The sequence below is a fragment of the Streptomyces sp. CA-251247 genome, assembly GCF_050952975.1.
In the GTDB taxonomy this organism is placed as follows: Bacteria; Actinomycetota; Actinomycetes; order Streptomycetales; family Streptomycetaceae; genus Streptomyces; species Streptomyces achmelvichensis.
The window spans coordinates 3,177,685-3,194,573 of the sequence record NZ_CP191861.1 but is presented as its reverse complement, the minus strand read 5'-3'; the positions used below and the strand labels follow the sequence as shown (position 1 = coordinate 3,194,573).

At 71.6% G+C, this 16,889-nt stretch carries 14 protein-coding genes; 12 read left to right on the top strand and 2 right to left on the bottom strand.

Translation table 11 applies throughout. From position 1 onward, the window contains the following. Window positions 1-18: 18 nt before the first annotated feature. Window positions 19-1,209 (bottom strand): MFS transporter, encoded by a 1,191-nt coding sequence (locus ACQPWZ_RS13980; protein WP_433571482.1) that lies wholly within the window; start codon window positions 1,207-1,209, stop codon window positions 19-21. An 88-nt stretch (window positions 1,210-1,297) separates the two neighbouring features. On the opposite strand from ACQPWZ_RS13980, the gene ACQPWZ_RS13975 reads away from it, so the two are divergent. The 6 genes from ACQPWZ_RS13975 (at window position 1,298) to ACQPWZ_RS13950 (ending at window position 9,601) form a co-directional block, all read left to right on the top strand. Next, window positions 1,298-2,257: a LysR family transcriptional regulator gene (locus ACQPWZ_RS13975; RefSeq protein WP_405575872.1), complete on the top strand. Its 960-nt coding sequence runs from the start codon at window positions 1,298-1,300 to the stop codon at window positions 2,255-2,257. A gap of 290 nt (window positions 2,258-2,547) precedes the next feature. Next, the gene (locus ACQPWZ_RS13970) at window positions 2,548-3,093 is read left to right on the top strand and encodes a hypothetical protein (RefSeq protein ID WP_433571481.1); all 546 of its coding nucleotides are present in this window, start codon (window positions 2,548-2,550) and stop codon (window positions 3,091-3,093) included. 359 nt (window positions 3,094-3,452) lie between these two features. Then, window positions 3,453-5,576, top strand: a complete 2,124-nt coding sequence (locus ACQPWZ_RS13965) for a bifunctional polysaccharide deacetylase/glycosyltransferase family 2 protein (protein ID WP_433571480.1) — start codon at window positions 3,453-3,455, stop codon at window positions 5,574-5,576. After that, a complete protein-coding gene (locus tag ACQPWZ_RS13960; RefSeq protein WP_405570059.1) occupies window positions 5,573-6,712 on the top strand; it encodes an acyltransferase family protein in 1,140 nt (379 codons plus the stop codon). The genes ACQPWZ_RS13965 and ACQPWZ_RS13960 overlap by 4 nt, the downstream gene beginning before the upstream one ends. 106 nt (window positions 6,713-6,818) lie before the next feature. Further along, window positions 6,819-8,171, top strand: coding sequence for a nitrate/nitrite transporter (locus ACQPWZ_RS13955; RefSeq protein ID WP_405570057.1), 1,353 nt, complete (start codon window positions 6,819-6,821; stop codon window positions 8,169-8,171). A 113-nt stretch (window positions 8,172-8,284) separates the two neighbouring features. Continuing rightward, the gene (locus tag ACQPWZ_RS13950) at window positions 8,285-9,601 is read left to right on the top strand and encodes a uroporphyrinogen-III synthase (protein ID WP_433571479.1); all 1,317 of its coding nucleotides are present in this window, start codon (window positions 8,285-8,287) and stop codon (window positions 9,599-9,601) included. On the opposite strand, the gene ACQPWZ_RS13945 is transcribed toward ACQPWZ_RS13950, so the two are convergent. Next, window positions 9,550-10,107, bottom strand: a complete 558-nt coding sequence (locus tag ACQPWZ_RS13945) for a DUF1772 domain-containing protein (RefSeq protein WP_433571478.1) — start codon at window positions 10,105-10,107, stop codon at window positions 9,550-9,552. The genes ACQPWZ_RS13950 and ACQPWZ_RS13945 overlap by 52 nt on opposite strands. Before the next feature lie 81 nt (window positions 10,108-10,188). Between ACQPWZ_RS13945 and ACQPWZ_RS13940 the strand changes: the two genes are divergently transcribed. From ACQPWZ_RS13940 to ACQPWZ_RS13915, 6 genes are all read left to right on the top strand, one after another. Further along, window positions 10,189-10,725 carry a GNAT family N-acetyltransferase gene (locus tag ACQPWZ_RS13940; protein ID WP_356705260.1) on the top strand — a complete coding sequence of 179 codons (537 nt, stop codon included), beginning with the start codon at window positions 10,189-10,191 and terminating at the stop codon, window positions 10,723-10,725. 176 nt (window positions 10,726-10,901) lie between these two features. Beyond that, a complete protein-coding gene (locus tag ACQPWZ_RS13935) occupies window positions 10,902-12,167 on the top strand; it encodes a serine hydrolase domain-containing protein (RefSeq protein ID WP_405570051.1) in 1,266 nt (421 codons plus the stop codon). Between the two features lie 107 nt (window positions 12,168-12,274). After that, entirely contained in the window at window positions 12,275-12,880 is a 606-nt protein-coding gene (locus tag ACQPWZ_RS13930) for a CGNR zinc finger domain-containing protein (RefSeq protein WP_356705258.1), read from the top strand. 141 nt (window positions 12,881-13,021) lie between these two features. Beyond that, complete coding sequence (locus tag ACQPWZ_RS13925) at window positions 13,022-13,609, top strand: sigma-70 family RNA polymerase sigma factor (protein WP_313946057.1); 588 nt, start codon at window positions 13,022-13,024, stop codon at window positions 13,607-13,609. Next, on the top strand, window positions 13,606-14,439 hold the full coding sequence (locus ACQPWZ_RS13920) for an anti-sigma factor family protein (RefSeq protein WP_383238361.1): 834 nt from the start codon (window positions 13,606-13,608) through the stop codon (window positions 14,437-14,439). Before ACQPWZ_RS13925 ends, ACQPWZ_RS13920 begins: the two co-directional genes overlap by 4 nt. A gap of 62 nt (window positions 14,440-14,501) precedes the next feature. Then, a complete protein-coding gene (locus ACQPWZ_RS13915) occupies window positions 14,502-16,886 on the top strand; it encodes a HelD family protein (protein ID WP_433571477.1) in 2,385 nt (794 codons plus the stop codon). Window positions 16,887-16,889 lie beyond the last annotated feature (3 nt).

Here is a 16,889-nt window from a genome sequence, read left to right as displayed (position 1 = left end):
GGCGGAAAGCCCCGCCTTCTACGACAGCCGGGCCTTCGCCGCGCCTGCTCCCGCCACGCAGGCCAGCAGCAGCGCCAGCGCGGCCGCACACACCGGGATCGCGTACCCGTACTCCGCGCCCGCGTGCTCGACCGTCCAGCCCGCCGCGGCCGAGCCGGCCGCGATCCCTCCGAGGATCGCCGTGACGGCGAGCGTCATGCCCTCGTTGAGGCTGCCCTGCGGGGTCATCCGCTGGACCAGGGACATTCCCGTCACCATCGTCGGCGCGGTGGCGGCGCCCGCCAGGAGCAGGGCCGCCGCGAGAACGACGGCCGATCCGGTGCGGGCCGCCAGTAGGGGCAGCGTCATCAGGGCGGTCATGGCCGCCAGACAGGCGGCGAGCCGGCCCGGCAGGTTCCCGGCCGCGCGGACCGTTCCGTAGAGCAGGCCCGCGGCGCACGAACCCGCTGCCTGGAGGCCCAGCAGCAGCCCGGCCCGGGGGCCGTCGAGGATGGCGAGGGTGCTGACCTCCAGGGCGCCGAAGACCGTGCCGGTGGCCAGGAAGACCGCGAGCAGGGTGGCCATCCCCGGGGTGCGCAGCGGGGATCGCGCGCCGGGGGTGCGGTCGGAGACGGGCGGCTCGGTGGAGCGCTGGGCCGCGAAGATCAGGACGCCGGTCAGCAGCAGGACCGCGCCGGTCAGGGTGCCCGCCTCGGGAAACAGGGCCGAGCACAGGAGAGCGGCGAGGACCGGGCCGAGCATGAAGCAGAGCTCGTCGGCGGCCTGTTCGAAGGAGTTCGCGGTGTGCAGTGCGGCCGCGTTCTCGGGTGTGGGCTCCCGGTGGATGTGGGCCCACCGGGCGCGGGACATGCCACCGGTGTTGGGGGTGGTGGCGGTGGCGGCGTACGCGGCGAAGAGCGTCCAGTCCGGTGCGTCGAAGCGTATGCACAGCAGGAGGGCGAGGGAGCCGAGCGCGGCGAGGGCGGTCGCGGGTACGGCCACGCGGGCCTGTCCGTGGCGGTCCACGAGCCGGGCCGTCCACGGGGCGACGAGGGCGGTGGCCGCCAGACCGGTCGCGGTGACGGCGCCGGCGAGCGCGTAGGAGCCCCGCGATCCGGCGATCATGATGACGGCGCTGACGCTGAACATCCCCATGGGGAGACGGGCGAGGAGATTTCCGGCGGTGAAGGCGCGGGCACCCGGGGTCGCGAAGAGTCTGGCGTACGGCATGGAACCACCATCGCCGCAGGTCAGAATGGGGTCCAACACCTATGGGGAGCTGATTGACGCACCGGCGTTGTAAATTCGCCCGGTGCCCATGGACATCGAACCACGGCTGCTGCGTGCCTTCGCCGCCGTCGCCGACGAACTGCACTTCACCCGCGCCGCGGCCCGGCTGTACGTCGCCCAGCAGGCGCTGAGCCGTGATGTCCGGCGGCTGGAGCGGGAGTTGGGGGCCGTGCTGTTCGTACGGAGCACCCGGCGGGTGACACTCACGGCCGACGGTGAACGGCTGCTGCCGTACGCGCGGACGGTCCTCGCGGCGCACGACGAGCTGAGGGCCGCGTTCGCCGCCGCCGCCCGGCCGCTGCTGGTCGACCTCAACAGCGAGGGCATGGTGTCCGGCCGCATCCTCGCGCGAGCACGTGAACTCGCCCCCGAATGCGAGCTGATGGCCCGCTTCGAGAGCGGGCTGACCGGTGCCGCCGCGGAGATCGTCGCGGGGCGGCTCGACGTCTCCTTCGGGCGCTTCGCCGGACTCGAAGGCCCGGTCCGGGCGCTGCTGTCCCATCGGATCGTCCGGTACGAACCGCTGGGCGTCGTCCTGCCGCACGATCATCCGCTGGCCGCGCGCGAGCGTGTTCCGCTGGACGCGCTCGCGGGGGAGACCGTCTACGCCGGTGCGGGCAACCCCCGGACACTGGAGTGGACGGATCTCGCACGGCACCTGTTCGCGGGCCGGGGGATCGCGCTCGCGCCGCCCGCGCCGGTGGCGGTGGGCGTCGAGGAGTTCCGCCGGGTGATGGCGAAGACCCGTAATCCGGTCCTCGCGGTGGTGGACTTCCCGGCCGTGGCGGGCACGGTCATGCGCCCGATCGTCGACCCTGTTCCGCTGTCGCCGCTGTCGATGGTGTGGCGCAGGGGAATGCGCCATCCGGGCGTGGATGCCCTGCATGCGGCGGTCGACGAACTGGGCGCGCGGGAGGGCTGGCTGGAAAGGGAGGCTTCGGAATGGTTGCCTGATTGCGACATCGCGCTCATGTGTGACAACAACTGACAGAACCGCCCGTTCGGTACCTCGTGTGGGCTACGTTCGTCCCTCCGGATGCGGTGCAACAGAGGGCGCTCGGGGCGGGTGGGGACCCAGGCCGAGTTCACGACATACGTCCGCGCATCCGTATTGAGCCAGTGGGGGATGTGCGCACAGCTGTGGAAAATTGGCAAGAAGATGCTCTTACCGGGCATACGCATGAGCCGAACGACGTCACCGTCCAACTGGACGGACTGGGCCGGAAACTGGGGGAGCCGGCGTCTGAACCGCCCGCCCAGGAAGGCTCGGACGGCCCGGTGTTCGTGGACGAGAGCGGCCGCAGAAGCAAGAAGTTGCGCCGGGCCGGCTGGGTGCTGGCCGCCGTCTGCGCCTGCTACGCCGTCACCCTCGTGACCGCACTCGTCGGCGGCAGCTCCACCGCACCGTGGCTGCCCGGCATCAGCCAGTTCGCGGAGAGCAAGAAGAAGGAGAAGGTGGAGGTCGAGCCCGCTCCCAGCGAATCGGTCTCCGCGGGCGACGCCCCCGCCTACCGTCCCGGAGCCCCGGCGCCCACCGACTCCACCGGCGCCGTACTGCCGCAGCGGCCCTCGGGCACGGCGTCGAGCGGTGCCCCGAAGGGGGTTCCGGCGGCCCGCGGTGCCAAGGCGTCGGCCCCCGCGGCCGCCAAGCCCTCCTCCGGCGGCGGCGTTCCCGCACCCGGCGGCGGGCCGTCGCCCACCTCCTCCCCGGGCGGCGGCGACCCCGTGCCCGAGCCGGTGGCCAGCCCCGTGGACCCCTCGCCCTCTCCCTCCGCGCCCACGAGCGCGCCCGTCGAACCTCCCGCGCAAGAAGGCGCACGTTAGGGCCTCTCGTTGGGCTTGCCGGGGCTCGTGTGCCCTGGCACGCACTCCCCCGTAGCCCTTCGGGCACGGGTGCCCCCACGCCGCGTTGTCGTCCGTCGCCGACGTCCCCCGTTGCCCTGCGGGCACGGGAGGTGCCCCCACCCGCAGCCTGCGGGCACGGGAGGTGCCCCCACCGCGTCGGCTCCCTCCTCCGCCTTGCGATCGCACGCACCAGAACCTCCCCCTACGCCCTGCGGGCGTGGGGGGACCCCCACTCACCGACCCGGCCTGATCCCAACGAAAGACCCTCGATGACCCGTCACGGCAGAGGGGCCCCGCAGCGGCGGAGGCCCCGGTCCGGCGTTCGCCGGCGACTCCCCATGCGCTATCTGCTCCCCGTGGTCTTCCTGATCGCGCTGGCGGCCATGCTGATGCTGCGCGGCTATGTGCACAGTGAGATCCTCGCCGACCACCGCGTGCGGCCACCGGCCCCGTCCGACCAGGTGCCGCAGAAGATCCTCGACGGCGGGCCGGTCATCGACGTACGCGACAAGGCCGATCCCAAGGCCCTGACCGTGCCCGACCGCAAACTGGTGCTCACCTTCGACGACGGTCCGGACCCGGTCTGGACGCCCCGGGTCCTCGACGCCCTGAAGGCGCACGACGCCCACGCCGTCTTCTTCATCACCGGCACCATGGCGTCCCGGTACCCCGACCTCGTCGCACGGATGGTGCGGGAGGGCCACGAGATCGGGCTGCACACCTTCAACCACCCCGACCTGGCCTTCCAGTCCACCGACCGGATCGACTGGGAGCTCTCCCAGAACCAGCTGGCGCTCGCCGGAGCGGCCGGCATCCGCACCTCCCTGTTCCGGCCGCCGTACTCCTCGTCCTCCGAGGCCCTCGACAACAAGTCCTGGCCGGTCGCCCAGTACATCGGCAGCCACGGCTACATCACCGTCTTCAACAACACCGACTCCGAGGACTGGAAGCGCCCCGGCGCCCAGGCGATCCTCGACCGGGCCACGCCCCCGGGCACCAAGGGCTCGATCGTGCTGATGCACGACTCCGGCGGCGAACGCTCGCAGACCGTCGCCGCGCTCGAACGGCTGCTGCCGCAGATGAAGGCCAGGGGCTACACCTTTGCCAACCTCACCGAGGCACTCGGCGCACCCAGCGCCCACACCCCGGTCACCGGCACCGACCTGTGGAAGGGCAAGGCGTTCGTCGCCGCGGTCGCCGTCTCGGAGAACACCACCGGCGTCCTGGTCGCCGGGCTCGCCGTCATCGGTGTCCTGGTCCTCGCCCGGTTCGGCCTGATGCTCCTTCTCTCGTTCGCGCACGCCCGCAAGGTGCGCCGCCGCACCTTCCGATGGGGCCCGCCGGTCACCGAACCGGTGACGGTGCTGGTTCCCGCGTACAACGAGAAGGAGTGCATCGAGAACACCGTCCGCTCCCTGATGGCGAGCGACCATCCCATCGAGGTCGTCGTCATCGACGACGGGTCCGCGGACGGCACGGCCGATCTCGTCGACGCGATGGGGCTGCCCAACGTCCACGTCGTCCGCCAGGTCAACTCCGGCAAGCCGGAAGCCCTCAACAACGGCATCCGGCACGCCCGGCACGACCTCATCGTGATGATGGACGGCGACACCGTCTTCGAGCCCTCCACCGTCCGCGAACTGGTGCAGCCCTTCGGCGACCAGCGCGTCGGCGCCGTCGCCGGCAACGCCAAGGTCGGCAACCGCGACACCCTCATCGGCGCCTGGCAGCACATCGAGTACGTGATGGGCTTCAACCTCGACCGCCGTATGTACGACCTGCTGCGCTGCATGCCCACCATCCCCGGCGCGGTCGGCGCCTTCCGCCGCGAGGCGCTGGAGCGCGTCGGCGGCATGAGCGAGGACACCCTCGCCGAGGACACCGACATCACCATGGCCATGCACCGCGACGGCTGGCATGTCGTCTACGCGGAGAAGGCCCGCGCCTGGACCGAGGCACCGGAGAGCGTGCAGCAGCTGTGGTCGCAGCGCTACCGGTGGTCGTACGGGACCATGCAGGCGATCTGGAAGCACCGCCGGGCCCTCGTGGAACGCGGCCCGTCCGGCCGCTTCGGGCGGGTCGGACTGCCGCTGGTCTCCCTCTTCATGGTGCTCGCACCGCTGCTGGCCCCGCTGATCGACGTCTTCCTGCTCTACGGACTCGTCTTCGGGCCCACACTGAAGACGATCGTCGCCTGGCTCGGCGTCCTCGCCGTCCAGGTCGTCTGCGCCGCCTACGCGTTCCGGCTGGACGGCGAGAAGATGATCCATCTGATCTCGCTGCCCCTCCAGCAACTGCTCTACCGCCAACTGATGTACGTCGTGCTGCTCCAGTCCTGGATCACGGCCCTGACCGGCGGCCGGCTGCGCTGGCAGAAGCTGCGGCGCACCGGAACGGTCGAGGCGCCCGGCGCCGTACCCGCTCCGCGGCGCAGCGACGAGAACCGGAGGCCGGTCGGATGACCCCCTCCGTCACCGGGACGACGCCCGCGCACGCCGCTGCGCCGACCGAGGCCCCGGCAGCCCGCCGGGACCGCTACTTCGACCTGCTGCGTGCGCTCGCCCTCTTCCGCGTCGTGCTCTACCACCTGGTGGGCTGGGCCTGGCTGCCGCTGCTCTTCCCCTCCATGGGCGTGATGTTCGCGCTCGCGGGCGCGCTGATGGCCCGCTCGCTGGAGCGTCCCGCCCTCCAGGTGATCCGCAGCCGGGTACGCCGTCTGCTGCCGCCGGTGTGGGTCCTCGGCGCGGTGTGCGGCACCCTGATGGTGGTCCACGGCTGGCGGCCAGGGCCGTCCGCGGTGTTCTGGATCCTGCCGCTGAGCGACCCGCCGTTCCTGGCCGCCGAATGGGCCGCGGACATGGCCGAGCCGCTCTGGTACCTCCGCGCCTATCTGTGGTTCGTCCTGCTGTCGCCCCTGCTCCTGCGGCTGCTGCGGCGGCTTCCCTGGCCGGCTCTTCTCGCGCCCGTGGCGCTCTCGGTCCTGCTCAGCGCCGGGCAGCTCCCGCTGCCGGGACGGATCGACTCCGCGGTCACCGACTTCAGCACCTTCGGCGCCTGCTGGATGCTCGGCATGGCGCACCAGGAGGGCCTGCTCGCCCGGCTGCCGCGCTATGTCGTCCCCTCCCTCGCCCCGGTGCTCCTCATGCCGGCCGGCCTGTGGTGGGCCACCCGCCACGGCTTCGGCGAGCCGGGGGTGGAGCTGGACGGCATCCCGACCGCACAAGCTCTCTGGTCGCTCGGCGCGGTCCTGCTGCTGCTCCACTTCAGTCCGTCGTGGCAGGAGTGGCCGCAGCGGCTGCGCCGCCTCGACGGCGTGGTCACCCTGCTCAACTCCCGTGCCGTGACCGTCTACCTCTGGCACAACGTGTGCATCCTCGCCGCCGCGACGCTGTGGGACCGCATGTGGTCGCTCGACGCCCTGAGCGAGGGAGCGCCGTGGCTGCTGGAGAGCTGGGTGCCCGTCCTGCTGCTCGCCTGGGCGCTGATCGCGCTGTGCATCCTGCTGTTCGGCCCCGCCGAGGACCTCGCGGCCAGGCGGCGGCCCCGGCTGTGGCCCAACGGCACCCCGCTGCGCAAGCGCGGCTCACACACGCGCTGACCGCCGGGTGAGAGCAAGGTTGCGCATCGGTCACCTGCTGCCATCGGGGCCGAAACGCGCCGTCCCTAGCGTCGTCTCCACGACCCGACACCCGTGGAGGCGCGTCATGGCAGGCCGGTGGATCGAACAGTGGGACCCGGAGGACGAGACCTTCTGGCGTACGACGGGGGAGAGGACCGCCCGGCGGAATCTCGTCTTCTCCGTGCTCAGCGAGCACATCGGGTTCTCCATCTGGACCCTGTGGTCGGTGATGGTGCTGTTCATGGGACCCGAGTACGGCGTCGACCCGGCCGGGAAGTTCTTCCTGATCGGTACGGCCACCCTGGTGGGCGCCGTGATCCGGGTGCCGTACACCTTCGCGGTCGCCCGGTTCGGCGGCCGGAACTGGACGGTCTTCAGCGCCCTGATGCTGCTGCTGCCGACCGGCGCCGCATACGCAGTGATGGAGCCGGGGACCTCGTACGGCACCTTCCTCCTGGTCGCCGCGCTCACCGGCGTCGGCGGCGGCAACTTCGCCTCCTCGATGACGAACATCAACTCCTTCTTCCCGCTGCGGAAGAAGGGCTGGGCCCTCGGCGTCAACGCCGGCGGCGGCAACATCGGGGTGCCGGTGGTGCAGCTCGTCGGGCTGCTCGTCATCGGGACCGCGGGCGCGGCTCATCCGCGCATCGTGCTCGGCGCCTACATCCCGCTGATCGTCGTCGCCGCCGTCTGCGCGGCCCTGTGGATGGACAACCTCGCGCCGGTGAAGAACGACACGGGCGCCGCCAAAGAAGCCGTCCGGGACGGCCACACCTGGATCATGGCGTTCCTCTACGTCGGCACCTTCGGCTCGTTCATCGGCTACAGCTTCGCCTTCGGCCTCGTGCTCCAGACACAGTTCGGACGCACCCCGCTCCAGGCCGCCTCCCTCACCTTCATCGGACCGCTGCTCGGCTCGCTCATCCGGCCCGTCGGCGGCGCGCTCGCGGACCGCTTCGGCGGGGCGCGCATCACGCTCGGCAACTTCCTCGCGATGGCGGCGGCCACGGGCGTGGTCGTCACCGCCTCCGTGCAGGAGTCCCTGCCGGTGTTCCTCGTCGGCTTCATCGCCCTGTTCGTGCTCACCGGGCTGGGCAACGGCTCGACGTACAAGATGATCCCCGGCATCTTCCAGGCGAAGGCGCTGGCGAAGGGCATGACGGGCGAGGCGGCTGCCGCCTACGGCCGGCGGCTGTCCGGGGCGTCGATGGGTCTCATCGGTGCCGTGGGCGCGCTCGGCGGGCTCGGAATCAACCTCGCCTTCCGCCAGTCGTTCCAGAGCGCCGGTACGGGCACCGCGGCCTTCGTCGGCTTCCTGCTCTTCTACGCGGTGTGCTCGGTCGTGACCTGGGCGGTATACCTTCGCCGGCCCGCGCCCGCGCCGGTGCGCACCGAGGCGCCCGAGGCGGAGCCGCAGCTCGGATACGCGCGGGTCTGAGCCGGACACGTCCGTAACGGCGGGGAAATACCGGCGAACCGAGCCTGTCACGCACCCTTGACAGGCTCGGTCGCCTCATCCGCGCAGGATGGGCGGCAGAGTGGGGACACCGGATGCACGACCAGCAGGAACAGAACGAGCAGCAGCAACAGAGCGAGCAGCAGGAACAGCACGGCCGGCCGCAGGCACCGAGCGGCCGGCAGGAACAGCCCGACCGGCAGCCACTGAGCGACCGGCAGCCACTGAGCGACCGGCAGCCACCGAGCGACCGGCCGCAGCAGACCCAGGAGCCGCGGCGCTCCGTCCACGGGCCGCTCGCCGGCTTCACCATCGGTGTCACGGCCGCCCGCCGTGCCGATGAACTCGGAGCGCTGCTGCACCGCCGGGGAGCCACCGTCCTGCACGCTCCCGCGCTGCGGATCGTCCCGCTCGCCGATGACGCGGAACTCCTCGCGGCCACCAAGGAGTTGATCGACCACGCCCCCGATGTCGCCGTCGCCACCACCGCCATCGGCTTCCGCGGCTGGGTGGAGGCCGCCGACGGCTGGGGGTACGGCGAGGAACTGCTGGCCTGTCTGCGGGGCGTCGAACTGCTGGCCCGCGGCCCGAAGGTGAAGGGCGCGATCCGCGCCGCGGGCCTCACCGAGGAATGGTCACCGGCCTCGGAGTCCATGGCCGAGGTCCTCGACCGGCTCCTCGCCGAAGGAGTCTCCGGCCGCCGGATCGCCCTCCAGCTGCACGGCGAACCGCTGCCCGGATTCGTCGAGTCGCTGCGGGTCGCGGGCGCCGATGTCGTCCTCGTCCCCGTCTACCGGTGGATGCCCCCGGAGGACCTGGCCCCCGTGGACCGGCTGCTGGACGCGGTCGTCGCGCGCTCCCTGGACGCCGTCACCTTCACCAGTGCGCCGGCCGCCGCGTCGCTGCTCTCCCGCGCCGAGACGCGAGGACAGCTCGAACTGCTGCTGCACGCACTGGAACACGATGTGCTGGCCGCCTGCGTGGGACCGGTCACCGCGCTGCCGCTCCAGGCACGCGGCATCCCGACCGTCCAGCCCGAGCGCTTCCGGCTCGGGCCGCTGGTGCAGGTGCTGGGCGCCGAACTGCCGTCGCGTGCCCGTACGTTCCCGGTCGCCGGACGCCGCCTGGAGATCCGCGGCCACGCCGTCCTCGTCGACGACGAACTGCGGCCCGTACCGCCCGCCGGGATGGCCATGCTGCGGGCCCTGTCCCGGCGCCCCGGCTGGGTCGTCTCCCGCGCCGATCTGCTCGGCACCCTGCCCGGCGCGGGCCGGGACGAGCACGCCGTCGAGACCGCCATGGCCCGGCTGCGGACCGCACTCGGCGTGCCCAAGCTGATCCAGACCGTCGTCAAGCGCGGTTACCGGCTCGCGCTGGACCCGGCCGCGGACACCAAGTACGGCGACGTCTGACGCATCAGCGTGCTCGCCCAGCACAGGCACCCCAGGGCGGCGGTGTTCAGCACCCCGCGCACGATGTTCCAGGCGACCCACGGGTCCTCGTACGCGTCCCGCACGGCCGCCGGATCGGCGATCCGCGCCGGATCCCCGGCCGCGACCAGCTCCTCGTTCAGCGGCACGCTCATCAGCACGGTCGACAGGAACGCCGCCGAGTACAGCACCAGCGCCGCGAGCACCCAGGGGCGCAGCGGGGACCGCCACTGCTGCCGGCCGGCGATCGCGGTGAGGACGAGCGCACCCAGGAACACCAGGAAGAAGAGGGGGTTCTGGATCACGTCGTCCACGTTCTGCATCACCTCGATGTACGTGCGGTCGTCACTGCGCGCGAGCGCCGGCATCACCGATATCGCGTAGGCGAACCAGATGCCCGCCACCAGACCGGTGGTCGCCGTCGCCGCCGCGAGGGCCGCCCTGCCGCCGCGGCCTCCTGACCTGTTCTCCGTCGTGTTCTGTGTCATGTGACCAGTTCAGCGCCGACGGCCCGGACTCTCCATGGGCGAGCGTCGCAGGAGCATGTCCGGGCGTCTACGGTACGCAGGATGAGCGATGACCTTCCGCTTCTGCTGCCCGACGGGCCGGACGCCGCCCAGCGCCTCGCGGGACCCGTGGCCCGTGCCCTGGCCCGCAACCGGGCCCATATGCGCCCCTGCGAACCGGACCGCCCCGAGCTGTTCTACACGGCCGAGGGGCAGGCCGTCCGGCTGGCACCCGATCCCACCACCCGGCGCTGGCACTTCCACGCGGGCACCCGGATCGTGGGCGGGCTCACTCTCTCCGGTATCGCTCTCGGCCCGTTCCGCAGTGCGCAGCTCGGCTACTGGATCGACGCCGAGTTCACCGGCCGCGGGCTCGCCACCCGCGCGGTCGAGGAGGTCTGCCGGGCCGCCCGCGAGGACCTGGGCCTGCACCGGGTGGAGGCGGACACCCTGCTCGACAACGCCGCCTCCCAGCGGGTGCTCGCCAAGTGCGGCTTCGAGCGGATCGGCATGGCCCCGAAGTACCTGCACATCAACGGCGCCTGGCGCGACCACCTGCTCTTCCAGCGCATCCTGCACGACGACCCGCCGCCCCTCTGAGGCGGCCCGATCCGAACGACAGACCCCAGGCGTGCGGGCGACACGCACGAGGGATTCATCTCCCGGCATGCAACCCGATCGGTGGGCCGGCGCGTACAAGTGGTGCCGACGTCGCGTCAGCGGCCCGGCCGGCAACGGACGTTGCCGTACGCAACCGGACATGGGAGAAGAACCTGATGGTCGCAGGCATGGTGGGCAGAGGTACGGCGCTGGGCGCGGCCCTGCTGTCCTTCCTCGCAGTCCCCGCACCGACCGCCTTCGCGGCACCGGCGGCCCCCGCCGCAGACAGCGCGGCACCGGCGGCACCGGCAGTTCCGGCGGCCCCCGCCACGACGATGCCGGCACCCGACCTGACCGCCCTGCGCGAGGCCCTGCGCTCGGCCCTGGCGAAGGGCGCCCCGGGCGCGATGGCCCGGATCGACGACCACGGCGCGGTCCGCGGCCTCACCGAGGGCGTCGCGGACAAGGCCACCGGCCGGGCGATGAACACCGACGACCGCTTCCGCATCGGGAGCGTCACCAAGACGTTCACCTCGGTGGTCGTGCTCCAGCTGGTCGACGAGGGCCGTCTGGACCTGGACACGTCGGTGAACACGTATCTGCCCGGGCTGCTGCCGGACGACCGGATCACGGTGCGCCATCTGCTCAGCCACCGCAGCGGGCTGCACGACTACACCGACGAGATGTTCGCCCGGACCGTCCCGGGCTTCGAGGCCGTGCGCAACAAGGTGTTCAGCCACCGGGAGCTGGTGAAGCTCTCGCTGGAGAAGCCGCTGACCGTCGAGCCCGGCACCACCCACGCGTACTCCAACACCAACTTCGTCGTCGCGGGGATGCTGATCGAGAAGGCCACCGGCCGTACGGTGCAGACCGAGTACCGCGACCGGATCATCAAGCCGCTGAAGCTGACGGACACCTTCTACGTCCACCCCGGCACCGCGGTCCCCGGACGTCACGTCAAGGGCTACCTCCGGCCCGACGAGGCGGGCGCACCGCTCGTGGACTCGACCCGGCAGACCGCCTCCTGGGCGCAGAGCGCGGGCGCGATGATCTCCAGCACCCACGACCTGAACACCTTCGTCTCCGCCCTGCTGCGCGGGAAGCTGATGTCCTCGGCCCGGCTGGCGCAGATGCAGGAGTGGGTGCCGGTCAACAGCACCCAGGGCTACGGTCTCGGGCTGCGCCGCCGCGATCTGTCCTGCGGTGTCTCCGTCTACGGACACACGGGCACCGTCCAGGGCTACTACACGTACTCCTTCACGTCGAAAGACGGAAAGCGCACCATCACCTCCCTCGCGAACACCTCCAACACCAGCGATGTGTTGAATGTCATGCCGCTGACGCTGGAGGCCGCCTTCTGCGGCAAGAAGCCCGCCTCCGCGCGCAGCGCGACCCCGGTCGAGCGCCATGAGGACATCGCGCCCTCGCTCGTCCGCGACTGACGTCCCGGGTGCGGCCGGACGGACCAGAACGAGGGGTTCCGGCCGCACGCCCGGACGGGCACTCTGGTGGGGACACCCGGCGGTGACCCCGAGGCGGTGACAGGCGCATGACCGCAGGCGCGAGCGGTACGGCGTCGTACGACTGGCGGTTCGACTCCGGGCGCCTCTGCCTGGACCTGATGGCGACCGCGGAGGCCGAGCCGGGCGAGGGCGAACCGCTGGCCGGAGCCGGGCGGCTCGGCCGCTGGCTGACCGGTGCCGGACTGGTGCCGGCCGGCACGCCGCTCGGTGAGGCGGACGCCCGCCAGGTGGAACGTTTCGTCGAACTGCGCGGCGCGCTCAGTCAGTTGATACGCGCCGAGATCGACGACCGGTACGCGGAATCCGCCCTGGAGCGGGTGAACGCTCTGGCCGCGGCCGATGCGCCGCCCGCCCCCCGAGCCGTCCGGGGCGCCGACGGCACGCTCGTACGGGCCCTCGGCTCGGCACCCGACTGCGCCTCCCTGCTCGCCGCGATCGCACGCGACGCCGTGGAGTTGCTGACCGATCCGGAGGCCAGGGCGGGGCTGCGGCAGTGCCAGGGCGAGAGCTGTCGCCGCGTCTATCTGGACACCTCCCGCGGCCGGCGCCGGCGGTGGTGTTCCAGTGAGGTCTGCGGCAACCGCGAACGGGTCGCCCGGCACCGGCGCCGGGCCTCCGTGGCCCGGGCCTGAGGCCTCCCGTAACACCCCGAACCGGACACCCTGAAAGATCTTGAAACTTTTTCGGCCACCCGTTGAGTGATCCTCCTGCGTACCCCGTAGTGAAGGGGGACAAGCAGCCAGCCGAAACAGGGTCTCGACCGGGAGGTTCAGGTGCGCAAGGATGCCGCCGTGGCCGATGACCGTCCGCAGAGGGCACGCCATCGAAGCGATAAGCCACGCACCGACTCCTCAGCACCTGATGAGGAACTCATGCGCGCGCTCTATCGCGAACATGCGGGTCCTCTGCTCGCCTATGTACTGCGCCTTGTTGCCGGCGATCGCCAGCGTGCCGAGGACGTGGTGCAGGAGACGCTCATCCGTGCCTGGAAGAACGCCGGTCAGCTCAACCGAGCAACCGGCTCTGTCCGACCCTGGCTGGTGACGGTCGCACGCCGCATCGTCATCGACGGTCACCGCAGCCGGCAGGCCCGGCCGCAGGAGGTCGATCCGTCGCCGCTGGAGGTCATGCCTGCGGAGGACGAGATCGACAAGGCGTTGTGGCTGATGACGCTCTCTGATGCACTCGATGATTTGACGCCCGCCCACAGGGAAGTTCTTGTCGAGACGTATTTCAAGGGGCGCACGGTCAATGAGGCTGCCGAGACTCTCGGCATACCCAGTGGGACGGTGCGGTCCCGGGTGTTCTACGCACTCCGTTCCATGAAGCTCGCACTGGAGGAAAGGGGGGTCAGGGCATGACCATGCACGAGCAGGAATCCGTCCACGATGCCGTTGGCGCGTATGTGCTCGGCGTGCTCGACGATGCTGACGCCGCCGCCTTCGAGATGCATCTGGCCGGCTGCCAGATCTGCGCCGCCCACCTCGAGGACTTCTCCGGTATGGAGCCCATGCTGGCGATGCTGGCCGAGGCCCCCGCACCGGGACCGAGCAGCAACGTGGTCAATCTGCCGGGCATGCGGAGCATGCAGCCGCCGGGCTGGATGGACGCCCCGCCGTCGCGGCCCGTTCCCGTCGTACCCGCTCCCCCCAGCCCCAAGGTGCTGAACGGCCTGCTGGACGAGGTCGCCGCCAAGCGGGCGGCCAAGCGCCGGCGCGGGATGTACCTGGTCGCGGCCGCCGCGGCCCTGATCATCGGTGGCCCCGCCGCGGCCGTCGTGGTGACGGCGGACGACACGGGCAGCACCCAGGCCCAGCCGCACTCCACGTCCCCCGCCGAGGACGCCTTCGCCCACATCCAGGACAAGGTCGACCACACGGACGCGACGACCAAGGTCAGCGCCGCGGTCGGCATGGAGAAGAAGGCCTGGGGCACCCACACCGTTCTGGAACTGAAGAACGTCAAAGGGCCGCTCAAGTGCAATCTGATCGCCGTCTCCAAGACCGGCGAGGAGGAGATCGTGACCTCCTGGGCCGTCCCGGAGTGGGGCTACGGCATTCCCGACAGCCCGAACCCGGCCGGCAAGAAGCCGCTGTACGTCCACGGCGGAGCGGCGATGGACAGTAACGACATCGACCACTTCGAGGTCCGTACGTTCGAGGGCAAAAAGCTGGTGGAAGTCGAGGCCTGACAGAAACGCCCCCTTCGCATAGGGTTGACGGCTGCCCAGTGCACGTCAGAAGGGGGCCCTCGGTGGCCGCGCAGGAAGCCGCTGTCGACTCTGTCCGGGACCGGGAAATCGGTGTCGAACAGGAACATCTGGACCAGGTGTACCGCCGCCTCGAGGAGAAGATCCACGAGGCGGAATTCCTGATGCACGACGCCGCGAAACGCGGCCAGGTCGGCACACCGGGTGCTCTCGCCGAACGGGATGCCCAGGTCTTCCGCGCCGGCATCCACCTCAATCGGCTCAACAACGAGTTCGAGGATTTCCTCTTCGGGCGGATCGACCTGCTGCTCGGCAAGGACGGGCAGAAGGGACCCGACGGGGCGTACACCTCGGTGGAACCTGCGGACGACGCGGTGGGAGCCGACAACACCGCCGACATCGCGGAGACCCTGCACATCGGCCGTATCGGCGTCCTCGACTCCGACTACGCGCCCCTGGTCATCGACTGGCGCGCACCGGCCGCCGCGCCCTTCTACCGCTCGACCCCGGTCGACCCCGGCCGCGTGGTGCGCCGCCGGGTCATCCGCTCCAAGGGCCGCAAGGTCCTCGGTGTCGAGGACGACCTGATGAGACCCGAGCTCACCGCGACACTCGGCGGCGACCGGCTCCCGGTGATCGGCGACGGCGCGCTGATGGCGGCGCTCGGCCAGGCCCGCAGCCACACCATGCGGGACATCGTCGCCTCCATCCAGGCCGAGCAGGACCTGGTGATCCGCGCGCCCGCCGCGTCCGTCACCTACGTCGAGGGCGGCCCCGGCACCGGCAAGACCGCCGTGGCGCTGCACCGGGCCGCCTATCTCCTCTACCAGGACCGCCGGCGTTACGCGGGCGGCATCCTGATCGTCTCGCCGACCCCGCTGCTCGTCTCCTACACCGAGGGCGTGCTGCCCTCACTGGGCGAGGAGGGGCAGGTCGCGATCCGCGCGGTCGGCCATCTGGTCGACGGCGCCGAGGCCACGGCGTACGACGAACCGGCCGTGGCGCGCATCAAGGGCTCGTCCCGGATGCTGAAGGTCCTCCGCAAGGCCGCCAGAGGCGCCCTGGAACTCTTCGGACCCACCGCACCGCAGAACGGCAACGGCAGCGGGCACCGCAACGGCCAGCTGGCCTTCGGCGAGGAGCCGCAGGACGCGCCGACGGGCCCGCCCACGCGCCTGCGGGTGGTCGCCTTCAACCGCCGGCTCGAACTCGAGGCCGAGGAACTCGGGCGCATCCGCCACAACGTCCTCGGCGGCACCACACCGGTCAACCTGCTGCGCCCGCGCGCCCGCAGGCTGCTGCTCGACGCCCTGTGGGCGAAGTCCGGGGCCGGCTCCCGGCACACGGATCCCGAGCTCGCCGCGGAGCTGCGGTCCTCCTTCGACGAGGACATCACCGGCGAGGACAGCTTCATCGCCTTCCTGGACGCGTGGTGGCCCGAGCTGACCCCGCGCCGGGTGCTCGTCGCGATGGCGGACGAGCGGCGGCTGGGGCGCTGGGCCCGCCGGGTGCTCAATCCGGGCGAGGTGCGACGGCTGGCGCGCTCGCTGCGCAGGATCGGGCCCGAGGGCCAGGGCCCGCTGTCCGTGCACGATGTGGCGCTGCTCGACGAATTGCAGACGCTGCTCGGCTCCCCGGCGCGCCCGCGCCGCAGGCGCGAACTCGACCCGCTGGACCAGCTCACCGGTCTGGAGGAGCTGATGCCGCAGCGCGAGGAGACGCAGCGCGAGCGCGCCGAGCGTCTCGCGGCGGAGCGCGAGGAGTACGCCCACGTCATCGTCGACGAGGCGCAGGACCTCACGCCCATGCAGTGGCGGATGGTCGGCCGCCGCGGCCGGCACGCGACCTGGACGATCGTCGGCGACCCGGCCCAGTCGTCCTGGTCGGACCCGGACGAGGCGGCCGAAGCGCGCGACGAGGCACTGGGCAGCCGTCCGCGCCGGCGTTTCCAGCTCACGGTCAACTACCGCAACCCGGCGGAGATCGCGGAACTCGCCGCCAAAGTGCTGGCGCTCGCCATGCCCGGCATGGAGTCCCCGTCCGCGGTGCGCTCCACGGGCGTCGAGCCGCGCTTCGCGGTCGTCCGGGGCGACGACCTGGCCGGCACCGTCCGGGAGGAGGCGCAGCGCCTGCTGGACCGCGTCGACGGCACGGTCGGTGTGGTGGCGGCGATGAACCGCCGCGCCGAGGTGGCGCGTTGGCTGGAGGGGCTCGGCGAGCGGGTCGTGGCGCTCGGCTCGCTGGAGGCGAAGGGACTGGAGTACGACGCGACGGTGGTGGTCTCCCCGGCGGAGATCGCGGACGAGTCCCCGGCGGGGCTGCGGGTGCTGTACGTCGCGCTGACCCGTGCGACACAGCAGCTCACCGTGGTGTCGGGGCGCCGTGACGACCCGGACGCGGACGGGGTCCCCGACCTGCTGCGGGATTGATCC

Excerpts from the sequence above, each read along its gene's own strand:
- ACQPWZ_RS13980 (WP_433571482.1), bottom strand. The coding sequence starts at position 1,209 with ATGCCGTACGCCAGACTCTTCGCGACCCCGGGTGCCCGCGCCTTCACC.
- ACQPWZ_RS13975 (WP_405575872.1), top strand. The coding sequence starts at position 1,298 with ATGGACATCGAACCACGGCTGCTGCGTGCCTTCGCCGCCGTCGCCGAC.
- ACQPWZ_RS13965 (WP_433571480.1), top strand. The coding sequence starts at position 3,453 with ATGCGCTATCTGCTCCCCGTGGTCTTCCTGATCGCGCTGGCGGCCATG.
- ACQPWZ_RS13960 (WP_405570059.1), top strand. The coding sequence starts at position 5,573 with ATGACCCCCTCCGTCACCGGGACGACGCCCGCGCACGCCGCTGCGCCG.
- ACQPWZ_RS13955 (WP_405570057.1), top strand. The coding sequence starts at position 6,819 with ATGGCAGGCCGGTGGATCGAACAGTGGGACCCGGAGGACGAGACCTTC.
- ACQPWZ_RS13950 (WP_433571479.1), top strand. The coding sequence starts at position 8,285 with ATGCACGACCAGCAGGAACAGAACGAGCAGCAGCAACAGAGCGAGCAG.
- ACQPWZ_RS13945 (WP_433571478.1), bottom strand. The coding sequence starts at position 10,107 with ATGACACAGAACACGACGGAGAACAGGTCAGGAGGCCGCGGCGGCAGG.
- ACQPWZ_RS13940 (WP_356705260.1), top strand. The coding sequence starts at position 10,189 with ATGAGCGATGACCTTCCGCTTCTGCTGCCCGACGGGCCGGACGCCGCC.
- ACQPWZ_RS13935 (WP_405570051.1), top strand. The coding sequence starts at position 10,902 with ATGGTCGCAGGCATGGTGGGCAGAGGTACGGCGCTGGGCGCGGCCCTG.
- ACQPWZ_RS13930 (WP_356705258.1), top strand. The coding sequence starts at position 12,275 with ATGACCGCAGGCGCGAGCGGTACGGCGTCGTACGACTGGCGGTTCGAC.
- ACQPWZ_RS13920 (WP_383238361.1), top strand. The coding sequence starts at position 13,606 with ATGACCATGCACGAGCAGGAATCCGTCCACGATGCCGTTGGCGCGTAT.